A 19,804-nucleotide genomic window follows, 5' to 3' on the forward strand; every position below is an offset into this window, starting at 1 on the left:
ATTTCGCTCACTCTTATCATTATTGTTCATCATCAACAGGATGATTGATCGATGTAATGGCCGGTCTTTATTTCAGCCAGGCTTTGGTTTGGCGAATCACCGCATTGGTCGAAATACCGTACTGATCATGCAACACGGGTAAGGCGCCGGCATCCAAGAACTCATCGGGTAACCCAATCTGACGAAATGCCGGCGTCACGCCATGCCGCATCAAAGTGCTGGCCACCGCCTCGCCAAGTCCCCCAATCACCGAGTGGTTCTCTGCAGTAATCACTAAACGACCCGGTTTTCTGCAGTGTTGCAAAATCGTCGCATCATCTAGCGGCTTGATGGTGGGCGAGTGCAAAATACCAGCCTCAATGCCATCTTTCGCCAGAGCCTCAGCCGCCTCAAGCGCGCGCATGGTCATAAATCCAGACGTTATGAAAAGTACATCCTGACCATCGCGCAGCAGCTGAGCACGTCCCAATTCGAAGCGATAGGTCTCGTGCTCGTGAAGCATCATAGGCACTTGGCCTCGCAACAGCCGCATATAAACAGGCCCGTCATGCGCAGCAACGGCATAAGTGGCCTGCTCAGTATCCAGCGCATCACAAGGGTCAACGATGGTAAGGTTAGGCATGGCACGGAAAATCGCGAGATCATCGGTCGCCTGGTGGCTAGGCCCATAGCCAGTGGTCAAACCGGGAAGACCACAGACAATCTTCACATTCAAACGGTCTTCAGCAATCGCCATGCAGATGAAGTCATAGGCTCGACGAGACGCAAAGACCGCATAGGTTGTGGCAAAAGGGGTAAACCCTTCTTTCGCCAAACCCGCTGCCGCACTGATCATGACCTGCTCAGCCATGCCCATCTGATAAAAACGTTCAGGATAAGCCTCAGCAAACACATGCAGATCGGTATATTTAGCTAAATCTGCTGTCAGCCCCAGAATATCGTCCCGGCTGGCCGCCAGCGACTTGAGCGCATGTCCAAAGGGCGCATGACGTGTGGGCATCCCTTCAGCAGAGAGTGACGCGATCATGGCGGAGGTCAGTTGACGTTGATCTTCCGCAACAGGGTGCCTGGGCTCCCACTTGGAGCTTCGTCGACTTAATGTCATGCCGGTTTCCTCTCCTCAAGAACTTGTAAGGCTTTTGTCCACTCATCAGATTCAACGCGCACAAAGTGTGTGATTTCACGTGCTTCCAGAAAGGGAACGCCTTTACACATCTGGGTATTGCAGATGATCACCCGAGGTTGAGCGCTCTTCAGTTGGCGCGCTTTATCAAAAGCCGCGACTAATGCTTCAATGTCATTACCGTCAACCCGTTGGGTATACCAGCCAAAGGCTTGCCATTTATCTTCCAAAGGTTCAGAGCACAGCATCTCGGTTGAGGGACCATCGGCCTGCTGGTTATTGAAATCGACGAGACAAATCAGGTTGTCCAATTGATGATGACTGGCCGACATCGCCGCTTCCCAGGTAGATCCTTCGCCCAACTCACCATCTGACATAAGGTTATAAATAAAGGCATCGGATGATTTACGCTTGAGCCCTAACGCCATGCCCACGGCAATCCCCAAACCATGACCCAAAGAACCGCCGGTAATTTCCATACCCGGGGTATAAGACGCCATCCCGGACATCGGCAACCGACTGTCATCAGTGCCATAAGTTTCTAACTCGAATTCCGGAAGCACCTCAGCTTCCAGCAAGGCGGCATATAAGGCGATCGCATAATGCCCAATGGAGAGTAAATAGCGGTCCCGACCTTCCCACTCAGGATCATCGGGCCGATAATTCAATGCATGAAAGTAAGACACTGCCAGCACATCGGCGATGCCTAGTGCCTGTCCAATATATCCTTGCTTCTGTACCGCCCCCATCCGCAACGACTTATGCCTTATATTCCAAGCCCGTCGTTCTAAGCTAGGCTTCACACCATTCATTCCAGTCGTCATTTTGATTTCTCTTTTTGTCATTACTAGACATGGATTGATTTCATCGATGAATATTGACAAGCCCCAATGTCCAACGGCAGCACCTCAGGTTCAATAAGATGCTCTTAAACGGTTGTTAACTTATACTTAACTCACTCGGTCAACACCGTTTTATTTCTTATAACTAACTGAAAATAAAGACAAAAAGTTGAGAGCCTATGTCACGAGATCCAAGCCTGAATGGCATGATTTATTTTGAAGCCGTGGCACGGCACGGACGCGTTGCCCGGGCCGCAGACGATTTAAAGGTGTCATCATCCGCGGTGAGCCAACAAATCAAGTTATTAGAAGAAGTCTTGGGCGTGAGCTTATTTCGCCGAGATAAAAGACAGCTGAGCTTAACGCTGGAAGGGGAACAACTCTTTGCTGCCGCCACGTCCGCTTTTAGCATGTTACGCCATGCCCGTCAGACCATCTCCCGGCAACGCGAAAGCCATCAGTTGATTATCCGGATGATGCCCAGCTTTGCGGTACGCTGGCTGGGGCCTCGCTTGGCCGACTTTATTCAACAAAACCCAGAATGGGATTTACGGATTGACGCAAGCCCCGATCCTTCAAACTTTGATCGCGAGGTCGTCGATTTCGATATCCGTTATGGGCCCACCACATGGGAAGGGCTGCATTGCGAGTTGATTTTGTCTGACTATGTGATGCCGATGTGCAGCCCTGCTTATCGTGAACAGTTGTATCAGGCACACGGGCATGACGAACGCATTTTACTTAGCCATGCCCGCTTGATTGATAGCGTAAAAGCCGTGGTGTAATGGGATCATTGGCTAACTGCCCAGCGCATCAAGCGATCAACTGCTTCCGCAGCACTCCGATTTGACCGATCTTCAATGGCATTGGAACAAGCGGTGAATAATATTGGTGTAGTGCTGGAATCCACCACACTGGCACAGAAGGAGCTGTTCGATGGCACACTGGTCCCGTTAACGCCCTCATTGGAGGTCGTGCGGTTTCCAGCCTATTGGATTGTCAGTCCCAGCCGCCACCAAAGCCGTAAATTGGTACAGGTCTTTAAACGCTGGCTTCTGGCGGCAGCGGACGAACACGAACGCCAGATGTTGTCATTTCTCGATCAACATGGGCTTAACACTCACTGCACCCTAGATGTTTTTCACAACATCACCCGACCCAAATAAGGCCGCATTTAAGCGGCCACTAGATCACGTGTAATAGGTCACGCGTAATAGGCTTCACTCACACAGTGGGCACCGTTACGCTGCACGACGTCATTAAGTTCATCACCTTAAGACGCAGTCCACGCGGCTTAATAAAACGTCAAAGCCGGGACGTAACTGATTAAGGCCAGTACCACAATCGCCAGCAGGTAAAAAGGTACCAGCTCTTTAACTACTGAGATTACGGTCGTTTTGGCAATGCCTGATGAAATATAAAGGGTTGTTCCCACTGGCGGGGTATAAAGACCAATCGCCAAATTCACCACCATCATAAGCCCCAGCTGAACCGGGTCTAAGCCGATCGCGGCGGCAATGCTAGTAAATAAAGGCCCAAGTAATAACACCGCGGCGGGTAAATCAAGGAAAGTACCGACCAGCAGCATGATCACATTCATTGCTAGAATAACTTGCCAAGGGTCTGACAAAGATGCGGTCACCCACATAGCCAACGCTTGAGGCACCTGCTCCAGTGTCATAATCCACTGAATAATGGAGGAGGCCATGATGATAATCATGACGGCACCGGTCATCACACCCGTTTCAAGAATCGCACGCAGAATATGCGACCACGTCATATCCCTATAGATCAAAACACCCACGATAACGGCATACGCGACCGCCATCACACTGACTTCTGTCGGTGTCGCAATCCCGAAGCGCAGCGTACCAATGACAAAAACCGGCATTAACAAAGCCGGAAAAGCATGCCTCAACTCAGACCACCATTTGCGCCACCCGCCGACCACTTCAGCAGCAGGAAATCCACGCCTAACAGCGGCAAACCAAGTCAGTCCCAGCATCCCGACACCTAACAACACACCGGGCAAAATCCCCGCAACGAACAAATCAATCATCGAGGTGCCAGACACCAGACCATACAAGATCAACGGGATCGAAGGTGGAATCAGCACCGAAACGGTGGATGAAGCTGCATTCACGGCCGCCGCAAACCCAGCCGGATAGCCATGTTTTTTCTGCACTGGAATTAAGGCATTACCCAAGGCCGAAGCATCCGCCACCGCCGAACCCGACACCCCACCGAACATCACCGAACCGACGACACTGACGTGACACATTCCACCACGGAACCGACCAACAAGCAGCTGCGCAAACGCGACCAAATGCTCACCGAACCGGCCAGACATCATTAAGCTACCGGCCAGAATAAAAAAGGGAATCGCCAACATGGGAAAACTTTGAGTCGGCGTATAGAGCCGCTGTCCGAGCACCGCTAAAGACTTCCCTTCAATTAACAGCGCCACCCCAGAAGCTCCAATCATGGCAAAAGCGACCGGCACTGCGAGCAAAAGCAACAGAGGGAAAAACCATATCAATATCGACATCATTGTCATGCCACCTCAACTATAGTGAGTGACGGTAGGGTCACGGGCTTCAAGGCGTCCACCGCACAGATGGTTAATCGCGGCCAATAATCCGATACAGCTCACCATGGAAAACGCATACACCAAGCTGCTGTAGCCATAGACCTGAGGGATACCGGTTTCCGCCAATCGGCTATATTGCGAAGCCTTAATAATTGGCATGGCGTAATACACCACCCCAGCCGAGACCAAACTGACAAACAGGTTGACCAACACCTGCAAGACTCGCCGCATGGATGAAGGCAATAACTCGACCAGCACATCGACCGCAATATGCCGCCCCTGTACCGCTGACATAACAATGCCTCCGGCCACACACCAGGGAAATAGGATAGACGGCAATTCATAGGCCCAAGTAATGCCACTCCCCCAAAAATAACGCAGCACGACATTCACCAAAACCACGAGGAACATCGTCACCAAGGAGACCACCACTACAGCCCCACCAGACACATTAATCAGTGCGGACAGCCATTGGATGCAGCGCCTCACGGTGCCGGAGCCTTCACGCTCCGACACGGTTTGAGCCCGCTCATTAACTGAAGAAGGGTTCATCGCATTCATCACTCGCCCGCCGTCGCCTGAAGCAACTCACTGACAAAATCACCTAATTGAGCTTGATACTTGTCATACACAGGTTGCGTCGCTTTGACGAAAGCTGCGCGATCGACTTCAGCAAACTTGCCGCCTTCATTTTTGATCGCTGTCTTCAGGTTCTCATTCATGATGAAGTTACGCCCGCGCTGGAACCAACCAGCCTGCTGCGCGGCTTGCGTCACACATTGCCGGTCATCTTCCGATAGCGACTGCCACCAGCCCAGCCCTGCGACAACAGGGGTGCTCTGATACTGATGACCGGTCAGCGAAATATAAGGGGTAATTTCATACAACTTAGCCGAGTAAATGTTCGTCAGCGGGTTTTCTTGGCCATCAAAAGTGCCACTGCGCAAAGCAGTCGGCAGCTCACTCCAAGCCAAAGGGGCAGGGTTGGCGCCAAGCGCTTTGAAAATATCAATCGACACTTGATCCGGTGGTGTTCGGATTTTGACACCCTGTAAATCGGCGGGCTCCTTCACAAAATGGTCGGTTAGGGTGACATTGCGAAATCCGTTATCCCAGAACGTCACAATTTTCAGGCCGGATTCTTGCGCTTTTTTGTCTAACGCCTCACCAATAGGGCCATCTAACACACGCCAGACTTCCATTTCGTTTTTGAACAGGAACGGTAAACCCAGTGCACCAACCTCCGGTACGATCTGAGCCAGTGTACCTTGGGAATTAGCGCTCATTTGAATAATGCCCGCGGTGGCTGACGTGAGCATTTCAGCATCATCACCCATCGTTGCCGAAGGCGCGACATTGACCGTTAAATCCGCTGAGCAAGAAGGCACAATCGCGGCAAACACTTGAGCCGCTTCATAGCGAGGATTACCCGGATTGGCCCCATGGGCAAAGATAAGCTCATCAGCTTGGGCATGCGCGCATGACAAGCCTACAGACAATAGGGATGTAGCCAGGAACCGGTAGGTGGTTGATTTCATGACAGACTCCAGGGGTATTGGACTTATTATATTCCCGCGAATGAATCGTATTTCTGCGATTGGACGCCTCAATTTCAGTATTTTTATGGTAGCGACCAAACCCTATATTTGACATAACGCCCGATGAATTCAATAAGGCACTCTTAAATAAGAGTTAAGCTAGGCTTAACGGTTATATTTGGTTTAACGTTCATAATGAAGAGACAACGGGGTAGGCCTGCTTTATCGCATTCACGCCTTCACTCCTATCCCCATCACTCACTTGAACACCCACCTGACCCTATTCCGCCTTACGCTGCCCATGAGGGTCTCTTCCTTACTGAGTCGGCTCAACCCTTTTTTGTGATTCGATTGTCGCTCAAGCGGCGTGATCAAATCACAAAAAATTGACAGCTTGATCATATTTGTACAAGACTTGTATCGTTTAATCGTGCAGGAGGGGCCTTTCATGACAGCCTTTGACCCCGCGACCATCCAGGTCGGTATCAGCCAATGTTTACTCGGTGAGCCGGTCCGTTACGATGGCGGCCACAAGCACTCGACTTTCTGCACCGGTGTACTCTCCGATTACTTTGCCTTCCAGCCGGTATGCCCCGAAATGGGGGCCGGCCTAGGCACGCCGAGGGAATCCATTCGGCTGGTCGGTGAAGCCCATTCGCCACGATTAATCAGCTCCCGCAGTCAAACGGATGTGACCGATGCGATCGACGCCTACATTGAGGCCACTTTACCCAAGCTCGACCACCTCTCTGGCTTCATTCTGATGCGTAAATCGCCTAGCTGCGGCATGGAAAGAGTCAAGGTCTATACGGCTCAAGGTCACCCCCAAGCGCAAACCGGACAAGGCCGTTTTGCGCAAGCGCTCATGCAGGCCTATCCGCTGCTGCCGGTCGAGGAAGAAGGTCGTTTAAATGACCCTGGGCTGCGTGAAAACTTTATTAATCGGGTATTGATCTGGCATGACTGGCGCAGTTGCCAACACCAAGGCATGAATAGCCGCCAGTTGGTGGATTTTCACACCCGCCACAAATACCTGCTGATGGCCCATTCACAATCGGCCTATCGGCAATTGGGGCCTTTGGTCGCGCAAGCGGGTCAGAACGAGATCAAATCACAGGCAGAGCGCTACATTCAGACCTTCATGCAAGCTCTGGCCAAGCCCGCCAACCGTCAGGGCCACACCAATGTACTGCAACATATTCAGGGGTTTATCAGCTCGCAATTAGCCCCCTCTCAGCGCCAACAATTGGCTGACATCATCATGCAATATCGATCCGGTCAAATTCCGTTAATCGTTCCGGTAACCTTATTACAGCACCATATGATCCATCAGGCGCAGGCTTACCCTGCCTTAACAGGCTACTTAGCGCCTCATCCCGCTGAGATTGGATTACGCAATGCCATTTAATCTGACGCACGCTCGCCCCTGTGAGCAATGCGCGCTCATCCGCACAACGATACACTCATGACTATGAATAAACTGACGACCAGTCACGGACAGCCGCTTTATCCCATTCGCGAAGTCTCGCGTTTGACTGGGGTTAATCCCGTCACCTTACGCGCTTGGGAGCGCCGTTATGGCTTGATCACGCCACAACGTACGCCCAAGGGGCATCGCCTTTATGCTGAGAGTGAGATCCAACGGATCCAAACCGTTCTACAATGGTTAAACCGGGGCGTTCCCGTAAGCCAAGTGCGGGAACTGTTGGAGCAGCGCAGTGAGCCCCTTCACACCTCACCAGAGATCGCCCCCCCGAACAATGTTCAAAGTGAATGGGCAGGACTGCAGGAAAGAGCCTTCCAAGCAGTGACGCGTTTGGATGAACAAGTGCTGGATGCCCTCTTTAACGAAGTCCTGTCGGTGTACCCGCCGACCACCGCAGATGAACACCTATGGCAACCCCTACTTTCGGCGCTTCGTCAGCGCTGGCAGGATCACATGGGCGCAGAGATTGAGCGCCAACTATTCACGACCGTATTACACACCCGCATCTCGGCACGGTTGTACCAACGTCGTCAGCATCAATCGCACCATCAACCCCGTCTGTTGATGGTGCCGTTAGGCAGCCCACAAGGCCCGGCTTACTGGCTACAACTGTTACGCATTGCGGATATCCCGATGCGTTTGCACTGGTTGGATGATGCCGTGAACTTGTCCCATCTGCCGTTACTGGCCGAACGCTTAAAGCCTATGGGCTTGGTGTTAGTCGGCGAAACACACTTGGATGCTGAGCAGCAACGCCAACTGCTGAAACTGACCCAGCACTTGCCGTGTGGTTTAGCCTTGTCCGGCAGCAGCGCCGTCATCCACCAAACGGAACTGGGTCATGTGCCGATTTCCTGCTGGCCGGAGCTGGACATGAGCTTAATCGAACATTGGTTGAAAGTGGCCGATGACACCTGATTTCGTCGTCCAATCATCAACCTCACGGACCACACAAGGAGTATGCCATGACAGCGTCAACGCAACTGGTCTGGCTCCGACATGATTTGAGAGTGATGGATAACCCAGCCTTGTATGATGCCTCACAGCATGGCCCGGTCACGGCGGTGGTCACCCTCACCCCCAAGCAATGGCAGCAGCATGATCGCGCCCCGGTTCAAGTCGATCTACTGCTGCGCCATCTCAAGACCTTGCAGCAGGCCCTGGGAGACTCCGGCATCAGCCTCAAAGTTTGCCAAGTGGATGACTTTGCGGCCGTTCCTGAGGCCCTGCTGGCGCTGGCCCGCCAGCTTAAAATCACGCACCTTCGCTTCAATGATCAATACGAGTGGGATGAACGCATACGTGATGATGCGGTTGAGACCGCTTTCCAAGCGGCTGGCTATTCCGTTCACCGCTACTTAGACCAAACACTCTTCGCGCCCGGCCAACTACTGACAGGACAAGGCGATTACTACACCGTCTTTACGCCTTTCTACAAGCGCTGGCTTTCACGCCTTCTCGAAGTGGATCTCACGCCCCTACCTGCCCCTAACCATCAATCGGGCCCAGTCGAACATGACCCCTTGCCCACACAATTACCAGGATGGGAAAGCCCGATCGCCTCAACACTTTGGCCGGCGGGCTGTGAGCACGCATTGGCACGCCTGGATCATTTCGTCGATGAGCATCTCATCAACTATGACACACAGCGGGATCTGCCCGCCGTTGAAGGCACCAGCACCTTGTCGCCTTATTTGGCGCTGGGGGCGGTATCCATTCGCCAGTGTCTACAAGCCGTGATGGCCCACACCCAAGGGCAAGTCCCAACCGGCAAAGATGGGCCGGGACGCTGGGTGGCAGAGCTGGTCTGGCGAGAATTCTATCGACACATTATGGCGGGCTTCCCCCGAGTCTGTCGTTACCGCGCGTTCAAAACCGAAACGGAGCGGCTCAGCTGGCGGGAAGACCCAGAAGGGCTCTCGCGCTGGCAAGCGGGTCAAACAGGATTCCCTCTAGTCGATGCCGCCATGCGCCAGCTAGTGCAAACCGGTTGGATGCATAACCGCTTAAGGATGCTTACCGCCATGTTTTTATCCAAACACCTCTTGATTGATTGGCGCCTGGGTGAACAGTTTTTTATGCAGCACCTGGTCGATGGCGATCTCGCCGCTAACAACGGCGGCTGGCAATGGGCCGCCTCGACCGGTACCGATGCCGCCCCATATTTCCGTTTGTTCAACCCCTACCGACAATCTGAGCGCTTTGACCTCCAGGGAGAGTTTATTCGAAAGTTTATACCCGAGTTACACAGCCTTTCGAATAAATCGATTCATCAGCCGCCAACATCTCAATGTGATCAGCTGAACTATCCCCATCCATGCGTTGACCTTAAAGAAGCACGCGATCGTGTCATGCATGCATTCGATGCGATAAAAGTAGAAAAAACCTGAAAATAAGCGTGTTTTAGACTAAAAATATTCACCACTATCGATTCGATAACCCTGTCGCCAGGAGAGGATCAATGCCCACCCAAGCACAGGTTGAAGCTTTCTTTGACTTTTACAAAAAACTAGACAAAACTTCTACATGCGATTTAGGTCAGATCTATCATGCCGAGATCACCTTCACTGATCCCTTTCATCGTATCGAAGGGCTCACCGCACTGATCAGCTACTTTGATGAGCTGTATGCCGAAGTCAAGGCAATCGATTTTGACTTTAGTGAGGCGGATATCTGTGGATCAAGGGTTTGGGCGCAATGGTGCATGACATTAGTCCACCCCAAACTCAATCGCGGACGCCCGGTACAAGTCGAGGGCTGCAGTCGACTGGACTGGGCCGATGACAAAGTCATTCAGCACCAAGATTTTTTTGATGCAGGTGCCATGCTGTATGAACAACTACCGTGGGTAGGGGCCTTGATTCGGTATATCCGCCAGCGTATGGGGTAACCACCGTCAAGGTACAGGTACAAGCCAACAATGCTTACGCAACAGGAGGTGGATGATGGCAAAAACCAATCGCTTGCCCGCCGACGCCCGCATTTGGATCACCGGCGCCAGTAGCGGCATTGGTGCTGCCGTGGCTCAGCGTCTCCTACGCCAAGGCTATCGTTTAGTGCTCAGCGGACGCCGCCGAGAACCTCTAGACGCCATTGCTCAAACCGCCCCAGCCTCACAAACCCTGGTATTACCGCTAGACATCACCGACCTGGCTGCGGTGCAGGCCGCAGGCACACAGATCCAACAGCACTGGGGCGCATTGGATGCCGCCGTGTTGAATGCCGGCACCTGTGAATATCTAGACGCTCGCCAGTTTGATAGCACACTGGTCCGCCATGTGATGGAGACCAACGTGATGGGGCTCGTGCACTGCATTGAAGCCAGCTTACCGTTATTGCGGCAAGGGCGAGATCCGCTACTGATGGCGGTTTCAAGCGCGGCCGCCTATTGCCCCTTACCCCGTGCCGAAGCCTATGGGGCATCGAAAGCCGCTGTCAGCCACTTTATCGAATCACTACGGAATGACCTCAGCCCACAGGGGATTGATGTCAGTGTGGTCTATCCTGGCTTTGTCGAGACTCCGCTCACCGAGCGCAATGACTTCGCCATGCCCATGCAAGTCGATGCTGACACCGCCGCAGCCCATATTCAGCGGGGTCTTGAGCAACATCGGCGGCAAGTCCGCTTTCCTGGTTTTTTTGTGGCCTTGGTGCAAGCACTGGGCGCACTTCCCTTGTCACTGCGGTTTTGGCTCACTCGAAAAATGGTACGTTCATGACGGCTTATCAACCCACAACGCCGCAGCACGAACCGGATGATGCTCAGCAAAATCAAGCCGGTCAGCGTATTGCGATTATTGGCTCTGGCATCAGCGGCCTCACCGCCGCTTACCTGCTCAGTCAGCAGCATCATGTCAGCGTCTTTGAAGCCGCCGATCGTCTCGGTGGCCATACCGCCACGGTGGATGTCTCACTGCAAGGCCAACAGTGGGCCATTGATACCGGCTTTATTGTCTTTAATGACTGGACTTACCCCAACTTCATTGAACTGCTTAAGCAAATTGGCGTATCCAGCCAGCCGACCGAAATGAGCTTTTCTGTTAGCTGCGAACAAAGCGGTTTGGAATACAATGGCAACACCTTAAATACCCTGTTTGCTCAACGCCGTAATCTTGTGCGGCCGCGCTTTTGGGCCATGCTAAGGGATATTCTGCGCTTTAATCGTGAGACCCTTGAGGCGCTTGATCAGGGCCAACTCGATCCTGATGAAACCCTAGGCCATTACCTTAAACGCCAAGGCTATAGTGAGGCCTTTATTCAGGATTATATTGTGCCCATGGGCGCCGCTATCTGGTCATCGGGGCTGACGGCCATGAGTGAATTCCCGCTGCACTTTTTCATTCGGTTCTTCCGCAATCATGGCTTATTAAGCGTCAATGACCGCCCCCAATGGCGCGTGATTCAAGGCGGCTCACGCGCCTATATCGAACCCCTGACACGCCGTTTTGCTGACCAGATTCACCTCAGTACGCCGGTGCGTCGTCTGCAGCGACATGCGCAGGGAGTCACCGTCCAGACCGAGACTCAGCAGCACGAGTTCGACCAGGTGATCCTGGCCTGTCACAGCGACCAAGCTCTGACCCTGCTGGCCGACCCGCGCGCAGAAGAAACCGAGGCGTTGAGCGCGATTCCCTACCAGGACAATGAAGTGGTGCTTCATACGGACACCCGCCTATTACCCCAACGACCGCTGGCCTGGGCCAGTTGGAATTACCGGCGGCGCGATCCTGCCCGCATGCCCCCCGATCAGAACGACGATGCGCTGGTCAGTCTGACCTACAACATGAATATTCTGCAGGGTTTAAATGCGCCGGAAACTTTCTGCGTCACGCTTAATGACAGCCCTTTCATTGACCCGGAGAGGATGCTGGGTCGTTTTCATTATGCCCATCCCGTTTTCACCCTGGAGGGCTTACAAGCGCAGGCGCGAATCCAAGCATTCAATGGGCAGCAACGCACTTGGTACTGCGGCGCCTGGCGAGGCAATGGCTTTCATGAAGATGGCGTGGTGAGTGCGATTGAAGTGGCCGAAGCGCTGGGTTGTCCCTTGCATGCCCACCACGACCCACATGGCGGCCAACAAACCACAACGGTGGCCACATGACCCCCACGGCCAGCTGCTTCATGACCGGCACACTCCGGCACCGGCGCTTTAGCCCTATTCGCCACCACTTCAGCTATGCGCTGTTTATGGCCTGGATTGATTTGGACGAGCTGCCGGCATTGCCACTCAACCGACGTTGGCGCTGGCTTAGATTCCAACGTAGTGATTACCTCGGGCCCGTCGATCAGCCCCTTAAACAAGCCGTGTTGGATCAGGTTGAACCGGCATTAGGGCAGCGCCCCCAAGGGCCAGTGCGAATGCTCACTAACTTGCGTATGGGCGGCCTTTGCTTTAACCCGATCACCCTCTATTACTGCTTTAACGAGGCATCTCAATTGATCGCGATTGTCGGTGAAGTCAGCAACACCCCCTGGCTGGAACGACACACCTATGTGCATCTGTGCGATCCGACACAATCTCATCATCAGGCCTTCTTTGATAAGCAGATGCATGTCTCGCCATTCAACCCAATGGCACAGCAGTATCGCTGGCGATTCAATACCCCCAGCGATCGACTCGACATGCATATGGACAACATCGATCCAGACGGCCAACGTCCCTTTGATGCCACGCTCAGCCTGGAACGGCGTGACGACTTAGGCTTTAGCACCCCCCGGTTGATGTGTCGCCACCCTTGGATGAGCCTCAAAGTGATCGCAGCGATCCACTTTGAAGCCCTACGCCTGTGGCTAAAACGAGCTCCGATTTATGATCACCCCGGCCGCTCGACTTCAACCAAGCACTAATCTGCCAGCACTGGAGGCAATGCCATGAAAGCAGAATCTCTTGGCCCCGAGACAAAGTGCTCAACCTCATTAACATCAACAGCGTCACCGAATGCGCTCTCTCCGACCACAACCATGACGTATAGCCGACTGACACGTTTTGCCCGCCAACAAACATTGAAGTTGATGCAACAACTGAATGGCTGCTGCCTGGAAATTGATGACGGCAACAGCCAGTGGCTACTGGGGCAACCTGATGCGCCACTGAAGGCCCACCTGACCCTACATGAGCCCTCAGTGTGGCGCGATATTGCATTTGGCGGCACCTTGGCTGCTGCCGAGGCGTATATGGATGGCCGCTGGTCTTGTGATGATCTCACCGCATTGGTGCGCATCATGGCAACCAATGTCGAACAAGTGAATCAGCAACTGGACCACCCGCTTAAACGCTTTGGCGCCCCGCTCACGCGCCTGCTACACGCCCTAAACCGCAATACCCGAAAAGGCGCTCGACGCAACATCAGCGCTCACTATGATTTGGGGAACGAGCTGTTTGCTTTATTCCTCGATCGCGACCACCGGATGTATTCCAGTGCGATCTACCCCCATGCAAACGCCACGCTGGAAGAAGCCTCCACCTATAAACTTGATCGGATCTGCCAAAAACTCGCCCTAACGCCAACAGACCACTTGTTAGAAATTGGTACTGGCTGGGGCGGCTTGGCGTTATATGCGGCCCAGCATTATGGCTGCAATGTCACCACCACAACGATTTCTCGGGAACAATACGAGCACGCCCGCGCACGTGTCGCCGAGGCCGGGCTTGAGGACCGCATTACCTTGCTGTTTCAGGATTACCGCGATTTAGAAGGCCAGTTCGACAAACTGGTGTCGATTGAAATGATCGAAGCGGTGGGCCATCATTATCTGCCCACCTACTTACAGACCCTAGAGCGCCATTTAAAACCCGACGGTTTAGCCTTGATCCAAGCCATCACCATGCGTGACCAGCGTTACCGCTTTGCACTGAAAGAAGTCGACTTTATTAAAAAGTACATCTTCCCCGGCGGCTTCCTGCCCAGCCTCACCGCCTTGCTGAGCCAACTCACACGCCATACCGCACTTAACTTGCTGCACCAGGAAGAAATCGGCGTTCACTACGCCCGCACTTTGCGGGATTGGCGCGAACGCTTCGAAGATCAATTAGAGGCTGTCCGCCAGCAAGGGTATGACGAACGGTTTATTCGCATGTGGCGCTACTATCTCTGCTACTGCGAAGGCGGGTTTCAAGAAAGAGCCATCGGCACTAGCCAACTCCTCTTAGCCATGCCCAATAACCGTCGCGCACCACTATTAGGTTCGCTGGAGGCACCGCTCAACTATGAACTTCAAGCCCCAGAATAACAAGCACCAGAAGAACAAACACCAGAATAGCACGCCCCAGGCAGAGGTTTCGGTGACCCCCCTACAGCGCTATCGGCGGTTACTCAATGCGATGTTGTTTCAACTCGGTTGGTGGACTTGCGTTCTGATGGGGCAAGGCCCGGGGTTACTCTTGGCTCTGGCCTTGGTCGGAGTACATCTCGCACTCTGGGGAAGTGTTGCCGAGACCCGTTTGCTATTCAAAGTCGCGTTATTGGGCAGCTTGATCGACACCGGATTAATGCACCTCGGGGTCATCACCTTTCCAGACTGGGAGGCAGCCTGGATTCCGCCCTGGCTGATGTTGCTGTGGCTGTTGTTTGCCACCACCTTGCGCCACGCATTGGACTGGCTCGCGCCACACCCAGCATTAGCGGCGGGGCTAGGCGCTCTAGGCGGCGCCAGCAGTTATTGGGCGGGAGGCACCCTGGGCGCGGCAGCGCTGCCTTTGGGTGCGGTATGGTCAATACTCATCTTCGGCTTCATCTGGGCCCTGCTGACCCCAGCGTTGCTTCGCTATGCCCATTCAGGTCAACAGACTCCATCGGCCGAATCAAATCATTAAAGCGGGCTTCATTATTACCGAAAAGCACGTGAGAGCGACTGCATCCGCTTCACTTCTTGGGACAGGTGAGCCACGCTCTGAGAAGATGCCTCCGCTCGGGTCAGGCCTGCTTGAGCCAGCTCCCGAATCGACTCCAAATGCTCAGACACTTCATCACCGGCACTGGCCTGCTGCTCAATCGCTGACGCGACCCGCTCACTCGCAACCACCACATCATCGACCGCCCGCGTTAATGTCGTCAGCACATCGCCAGTCGCACGGATTTGCTCGGCACTGACAGTGCCCTCATCACGGCTGGTCTGCATTTGCTCAACCGCCACTTCAACCTGTCGCTGAATACCCTGAATCCGACCGGTGATTGTCTCCGTCACGCCTTGAGTATCTTGCGCCAACTGCCGCACCGCATCCGCCACCACCGCAAAACCTCTACCCGCCTCACCCGCACGCGCCGCTTCAATCGCAGCATTCAACGCCAGCAGATTGGTTTGATCCGCAATATCGGCAATCGCACGCACATCATCACCGATGCTATCGGCTTCAGCCTTGAGCGCCTCAATCCCCTGGGAGGTTTCAGCCAGCTGTGCTGATAAACGCTCGACGATATCAACACTGGAACCGATCTGCTGCTGGCCCTGTTGAGTCTGCTCATTCATCGTCTGCATCGCCTGCCCAATTTCCTGCGTCTGGGCTTCGATTTCATGAATACTGCTCACCAACTGACTGACCGCACTGACCACATGATCCAAGCGATGATGCTGATCCTGACTGTCGGCAGAAGCACTCTGAACACTTTCATCCGTCGCTTGTGCGACCTGCCCCAATTCATGAGTCGCGTCTTCCACCCGGCCGACCACCGTGCGCAGCTGCGCATGCTGCATTAATAACGCCAGCTCTAGCTCACCGAGCTCATCCATTCGACCGGTATACACCTGTTGGGTCACCGGATTATCAATCACCTCGCGGGCCTTTCTCGATAAGCGCTGAAGCGGTGCTAAACGCCAGCCGATAAAACCGACGGCCAAAAGCCCTAAGACACCACCCGCCATTGATTGCGCCGTAACGCCCCAACCCAAGGAGGGCAAAGCGACCAACAGCAAGCTCTGCAAGAGCAATGCCCCGAGGGTCATCTGCATAAGGGAATGACGTTTTTTCGGCGCTTTCTGACGGCCCTTATTAATCGCCGAATAGACCTGATCCGCTCGCCGTTTTAACGTCTCGCTCGGCTGCACCCGAACAGACTGATAACCGACCTTTTGGTTATTTTCATAAATGGGCGAGATGTAAGCATCCACCCAATAATAATCGCCATTTTTACAGCGGTTTTTCACCGCCCCCATCCAAGATTCATCTTTTTTCAGCCGCTGCCAAAGATCGGCAAACGCCAGCGGCGGCATATCTGGATGGCGCACAATATTGTGATTACGCCCTACCAGTTCATCATTAGAAAAACCGCTAATACGTCGAAAATCCTGGTTGGCATAAGTGGTCATGCCCTTCAGGTTTGTCGTTGAAACCAACTGATCATCCTGATTCAGTGGCTGTTCACGATCTGTCACCGGGTGATTAATCTTCATAGCAACGTTAAATCAGAGTCCATAACAATAAAAAAACATGAGAAAAATAGGCCGCAAAGCCCACCTTTCAGTTCAAAACCCACTTCAGTTCGAAGCCCACTTCAGTTCAAAGTCCACTAAAGCTTGAGCACTTAAACTCATCAGTGTGTGAGCTTAAACGCAGCACTTAATCAAAGGTTAGAGCGCCATCCAGATGTTAGACCGCAGAACAGTGCATCAGTGCGCAATCACAAGAGGTCTACACGCATGCTGTCACAGCCGCGATATTGACTTTAACGCGATTAACACCGATGCCATTGATATCGTCACAAAGCGCATCAAGGCCACATCCATGTAAAATTTACACATACTAAACAACATCGCGACACAATGATATTGATCATAGCAGCGTCTAAATTCATGCAATGTTATTTATTGCAAGCTTGAATAATAGGCGATCTGTTGAAGAATAGGCCTGACCTATTACCTCGCCGGGTGCAATCAAGCGCCACAAGCATTAAACTATCGCTCTGAACAACAATGCATAACGACTATGCATCATCCTTCGATCAACCCATCAGGATCGTATTTGTGACCAAACAGCACGCCTACACCTACGAAGAGCTGCTGACTTGCAGCCGTGGCGAACTCTTCGGCCCGGGTAATGCCCAACTGCCAGCGCCCAACATGCTGATGCTCGACCGCATCGTGAACATCAACGAAACAGGCGGCACCTACGGCAAAGGTGAAGTCGTCGCTGAGCTGGATATCCACCCAGACCTGTGGTTTTTCGGTTGTCACTTCCCGGGCGACCCCGTCATGCCGGGTTGCTTGGGCCTGGATGCCATGTGGCAGCTGGTCGGCTTCTACCTGGGCTGGTTAGGCCATCCGGGGCGCGGTCGCGCACTCGGCAGCGGCGAAGTTAAATTCTCCGGTCAGGTTCTCCCTGAAGCGAAGAAACTGACTTACAACATCAGCATTAAACGGACTGTGACCCGCAAACTGATCATGGCGATTGCCGACGGTAAAGTCTCCGTTGATGATCGTGAGATCTACCACGCCAAAGATCTGCGTGTCGGTCTGTTCACCAGTACCAGCGGTTTTTGAACGAGGAGGTGCCGATGAGACGAGTTGTTGTTACCGGTCTAGGCGTGATCTCCTGCCTGGGTGCGGACAAACAGACAGTCCTTGAGGCCCTACGCGAAGGGCGCTCAGGTATCCGTTTTAAGCAGGAATATGCCGACTTAGGCTTTCGTAGCCACGTCGCCGGCAGTATCGACCTGAACCTGGATGACCTGATCGACCGCAAGCTAAAGCGCTTCATGGGCGATGCCGCGGCCTATGCTTATCTCTCTATGCAGCAGGCCATTGAAGATTCAGGACTCAGCGAAGAGCAGGTTTCGAATGAACGCACCGGTTTAATTGCCGGTTCCGGTGGTGCCAGCTCAGCCAACCAAGTCGAAGCGGCTGACGTCATGCGTGATAAAGGCCTACGTCGGGTTGGCCCCTACCGAGTCACTCGGACCATGGGCAGTACCGTCTCCGCTTGCCTGGCGACGCCTTTCAAAATCAAAGGCGTGAATTACTCCATCTCATCTGCCTGTGCGACCTCTGCACACTGCATCGGCAATGCGATGGAAATGATTCAGCTGGGCAAACAGGATGTGGTCTTTGCCGGCGGTGGAGAAGAAGAGCACTGGACCTTGTCCTGCCTCTTCGACGCCATGGGCGCCCTCTCCACCCAGTACAATGACACCCCAGAGCAAGCCTCACGCCCCTATGACACCAGCCGTGATGGCTTTGTCATTGCTGGCGGTGGTGGCATGCTGGTACTGGAAGAGTTGGAACACGCCAAAGCCCGCGGCGCCAAGATCTATGGCGAACTGGTCGGCTACGGCGCCACCTCAGACGGCTACGATATGGTCGCGCCCTCCGGCGAAGGCGCAGCGCGCTGCATGCGCCAAGCCATGGCCCAGCTCGACGGCGATGTTGACTACATCAACACCCACGGCACCTCCACCCCGGTGGGCGATGTCGCGGAACTACAAGCCGTACGCGAACTGTTTGGTGATCAGACCCCAGCGATGAGCTCCACCAAATCGCTGACCGGTCACTCCCTGGGGGCGACCGGCGTGCAAGAAGCCATCTACTCATTACTGATGATGGAAAATGACTTCATCGCCGCCTCCGCCAACATCACCGAACTGGATGAACAAGCCCAAGGCTTCGACATCGTGACCGAACGTCGTGATGGCGTCACCCTCAACCGCGTCATGTCCAACAGCTTCGGCTTTGGCGGCACCAACGCCAGCCTCGTCTTCCAGCGTTACCAAGGATGAGCCCCAGGCGTTGCCTGAACCCCGGTGAATGACCGGTGACTCAGCGGTAAAAAAGCCCCGTGCAATGCACGGGGCTTTTTTAATCGAGTATTGATGACTATTAATTGAAGGTGTCGTGTTGCGGTAAATCGCCTGTAACCGTGTACCAGCGGGCCTTATCAGACACCCAAATATGCCCCACCTCTTTAGCCTCTGGGTCATCATCTAACGTGCCTAAACGAAGAATGACATGCTGAGTATTCTCCCTCTTAGCATATATCTGCGAACCACAGACCCGACAGAAATAGCGAAACTTACCTGGAGATGACTCATAACACTTCAGCATCTCTTGGCCATGAGTCATCGTGAAATCACCATCCTCAACCCTAGACACGCTAGAAAAAGCACTGGCATGCGCCTTTCGGCACGTCTCACAGTGGCAATGAATGATATCGCCCACGGCCCCTGATATTGAGTATTGAACCGACTGACAAAGACAGCTTCCTTTAATCATCGCGATGATTTCTCCGTAGCGGAT

The 19,804-nt window shown here is 53.5% G+C and carries 18 protein-coding genes and 1 pseudogene; 12 read left to right on the forward strand and 7 right to left on the reverse strand.

Going from position 1 to position 19,804, the window contains the following annotated elements:
- Positions 1 to 67: 67 nt before the first annotated feature.
- Both BFW38_RS14625 and BFW38_RS14630 read right to left on the reverse strand, forming a co-directional pair.
- A complete protein-coding gene (locus tag BFW38_RS14625) occupies positions 68 to 1,105 on the reverse strand; it encodes a transketolase family protein (protein ID WP_068999564.1) in 1,038 nt (345 codons plus the stop codon).
- Positions 1,102 to 1,947 carry a transketolase gene (locus BFW38_RS14630; RefSeq protein ID WP_068999565.1) on the reverse strand — a complete coding sequence of 282 codons (846 nt, stop codon included), beginning with the start codon at positions 1,945 to 1,947 and terminating at the stop codon, positions 1,102 to 1,104. Before BFW38_RS14630 ends, BFW38_RS14625 begins: the two co-directional genes overlap by 4 nt.
- Before the next feature lie 224 nt (positions 1,948 to 2,171).
- On the opposite strand from BFW38_RS14630, the pseudogene BFW38_RS18255 reads away from it, so the two are divergent.
- Positions 2,172 to 3,131 (forward strand): annotated as a pseudogene (locus tag BFW38_RS18255) (LysR substrate-binding domain-containing protein).
- A gap of 128 nt (positions 3,132 to 3,259) precedes the next feature.
- Here BFW38_RS18255 and BFW38_RS14640 read toward each other — a convergent pair.
- From BFW38_RS14640 to BFW38_RS14650, 3 genes are read right to left on the reverse strand one after another with little or no spacing between them, the layout of a single operon-like run.
- Entirely contained in the window at positions 3,260 to 4,516 is a 1,257-nt protein-coding gene (locus BFW38_RS14640) for a TRAP transporter large permease (RefSeq protein WP_069000514.1), read from the reverse strand.
- Positions 4,517 to 4,528: 12 nt separating this feature from the next.
- Entirely contained in the window at positions 4,529 to 5,107 is a 579-nt protein-coding gene (locus BFW38_RS14645) for a TRAP transporter small permease (protein ID WP_069000515.1), read from the reverse strand.
- An 8-nt stretch (positions 5,108 to 5,115) separates the two neighbouring features.
- Entirely contained in the window at positions 5,116 to 6,093 is a 978-nt protein-coding gene (locus BFW38_RS14650; RefSeq protein WP_068999566.1) for a TRAP transporter substrate-binding protein, read from the reverse strand.
- Positions 6,094 to 6,541: 448 nt separating this feature from the next.
- Here BFW38_RS14650 and BFW38_RS14655 point away from each other — a divergent pair, with 448 nt between their 5' ends.
- The 9 genes from BFW38_RS14655 to BFW38_RS14695 all read left to right on the forward strand — a co-directional run bounded on the left by BFW38_RS14655 (position 6,542) and on the right by BFW38_RS14695 (position 15,395).
- Positions 6,542 to 7,501 (forward strand): YbgA family protein, encoded by a 960-nt coding sequence (locus tag BFW38_RS14655; RefSeq protein WP_068999567.1) that lies wholly within the window; start codon positions 6,542 to 6,544, stop codon positions 7,499 to 7,501.
- Between the two features lie 57 nt (positions 7,502 to 7,558).
- Complete coding sequence (locus BFW38_RS14660) at positions 7,559 to 8,497, forward strand: MerR family transcriptional regulator (protein WP_068999568.1); 939 nt, start codon at positions 7,559 to 7,561, stop codon at positions 8,495 to 8,497.
- 47 nt (positions 8,498 to 8,544) lie between these two features.
- The gene (gene phrB / locus BFW38_RS14665) at positions 8,545 to 9,969 is read left to right on the forward strand and encodes a deoxyribodipyrimidine photo-lyase (protein ID WP_068999569.1); all 1,425 of its coding nucleotides are present in this window, start codon (positions 8,545 to 8,547) and stop codon (positions 9,967 to 9,969) included.
- 71 nt (positions 9,970 to 10,040) lie between these two features.
- Positions 10,041 to 10,469, forward strand: a complete 429-nt coding sequence (locus BFW38_RS14670; RefSeq protein ID WP_068999570.1) for a nuclear transport factor 2 family protein — start codon at positions 10,041 to 10,043, stop codon at positions 10,467 to 10,469.
- A 55-nt stretch (positions 10,470 to 10,524) separates the two neighbouring features.
- Complete coding sequence (locus BFW38_RS14675; RefSeq protein WP_068999571.1) at positions 10,525 to 11,298, forward strand: SDR family NAD(P)-dependent oxidoreductase; 774 nt, start codon at positions 10,525 to 10,527, stop codon at positions 11,296 to 11,298.
- Positions 11,295 to 12,683 carry an NAD(P)/FAD-dependent oxidoreductase gene (locus tag BFW38_RS14680; RefSeq protein ID WP_068999572.1) on the forward strand — a complete coding sequence of 463 codons (1,389 nt, stop codon included), beginning with the start codon at positions 11,295 to 11,297 and terminating at the stop codon, positions 12,681 to 12,683. The genes BFW38_RS14675 and BFW38_RS14680 overlap by 4 nt, the downstream gene beginning before the upstream one ends.
- Positions 12,680 to 13,429 (forward strand): DUF1365 domain-containing protein, encoded by a 750-nt coding sequence (locus BFW38_RS14685; protein WP_068999573.1) that lies wholly within the window; start codon positions 12,680 to 12,682, stop codon positions 13,427 to 13,429. The genes BFW38_RS14680 and BFW38_RS14685 overlap by 4 nt, the downstream gene beginning before the upstream one ends.
- A gap of 24 nt (positions 13,430 to 13,453) precedes the next feature.
- Positions 13,454 to 14,812: an SAM-dependent methyltransferase gene (locus BFW38_RS14690; protein ID WP_068999574.1), complete on the forward strand. Its 1,359-nt coding sequence runs from the start codon at positions 13,454 to 13,456 to the stop codon at positions 14,810 to 14,812.
- The gene (locus BFW38_RS14695; RefSeq protein WP_084004685.1) at positions 14,790 to 15,395 is read left to right on the forward strand and encodes a DUF2878 domain-containing protein; all 606 of its coding nucleotides are present in this window, start codon (positions 14,790 to 14,792) and stop codon (positions 15,393 to 15,395) included. Before BFW38_RS14690 ends, BFW38_RS14695 begins: the two co-directional genes overlap by 23 nt.
- Before the next feature lie 14 nt (positions 15,396 to 15,409).
- On the opposite strand, the gene BFW38_RS14700 is transcribed toward BFW38_RS14695, so the two are convergent.
- Positions 15,410 to 16,969 (reverse strand): methyl-accepting chemotaxis protein, encoded by a 1,560-nt coding sequence (locus BFW38_RS14700; RefSeq protein ID WP_068999575.1) that lies wholly within the window; start codon positions 16,967 to 16,969, stop codon positions 15,410 to 15,412.
- 570 nt (positions 16,970 to 17,539) lie between these two features.
- On the opposite strand from BFW38_RS14700, the gene fabA reads away from it, so the two are divergent.
- Together fabA and fabB are read left to right on the forward strand one after the other, a co-directional pair.
- Positions 17,540 to 18,055: a 3-hydroxyacyl-[acyl-carrier-protein] dehydratase FabA gene (fabA, locus tag BFW38_RS14705; protein ID WP_068999576.1), complete on the forward strand. Its 516-nt coding sequence runs from the start codon at positions 17,540 to 17,542 to the stop codon at positions 18,053 to 18,055.
- 14 nt (positions 18,056 to 18,069) lie between these two features.
- Positions 18,070 to 19,287 carry a beta-ketoacyl-ACP synthase I gene (gene fabB / locus BFW38_RS14710; protein ID WP_068999577.1) on the forward strand — a complete coding sequence of 406 codons (1,218 nt, stop codon included), beginning with the start codon at positions 18,070 to 18,072 and terminating at the stop codon, positions 19,285 to 19,287.
- Positions 19,288 to 19,387: 100 nt separating this feature from the next.
- Here the strand turns inward: fabB and BFW38_RS14715 are convergent, their stop codons facing one another.
- Positions 19,388 to 19,780 carry a GFA family protein gene (locus BFW38_RS14715; RefSeq protein WP_068999578.1) on the reverse strand — a complete coding sequence of 131 codons (393 nt, stop codon included), beginning with the start codon at positions 19,778 to 19,780 and terminating at the stop codon, positions 19,388 to 19,390.
- Between the last annotated feature and the right edge of the window lie 24 nt (positions 19,781 to 19,804).

The organism is Terasakiispira papahanaumokuakeensis, from assembly GCF_001709345.1.
Taxonomy (GTDB): domain Bacteria; phylum Pseudomonadota; class Gammaproteobacteria; order Pseudomonadales; family Halomonadaceae; genus Terasakiispira; species Terasakiispira papahanaumokuakeensis.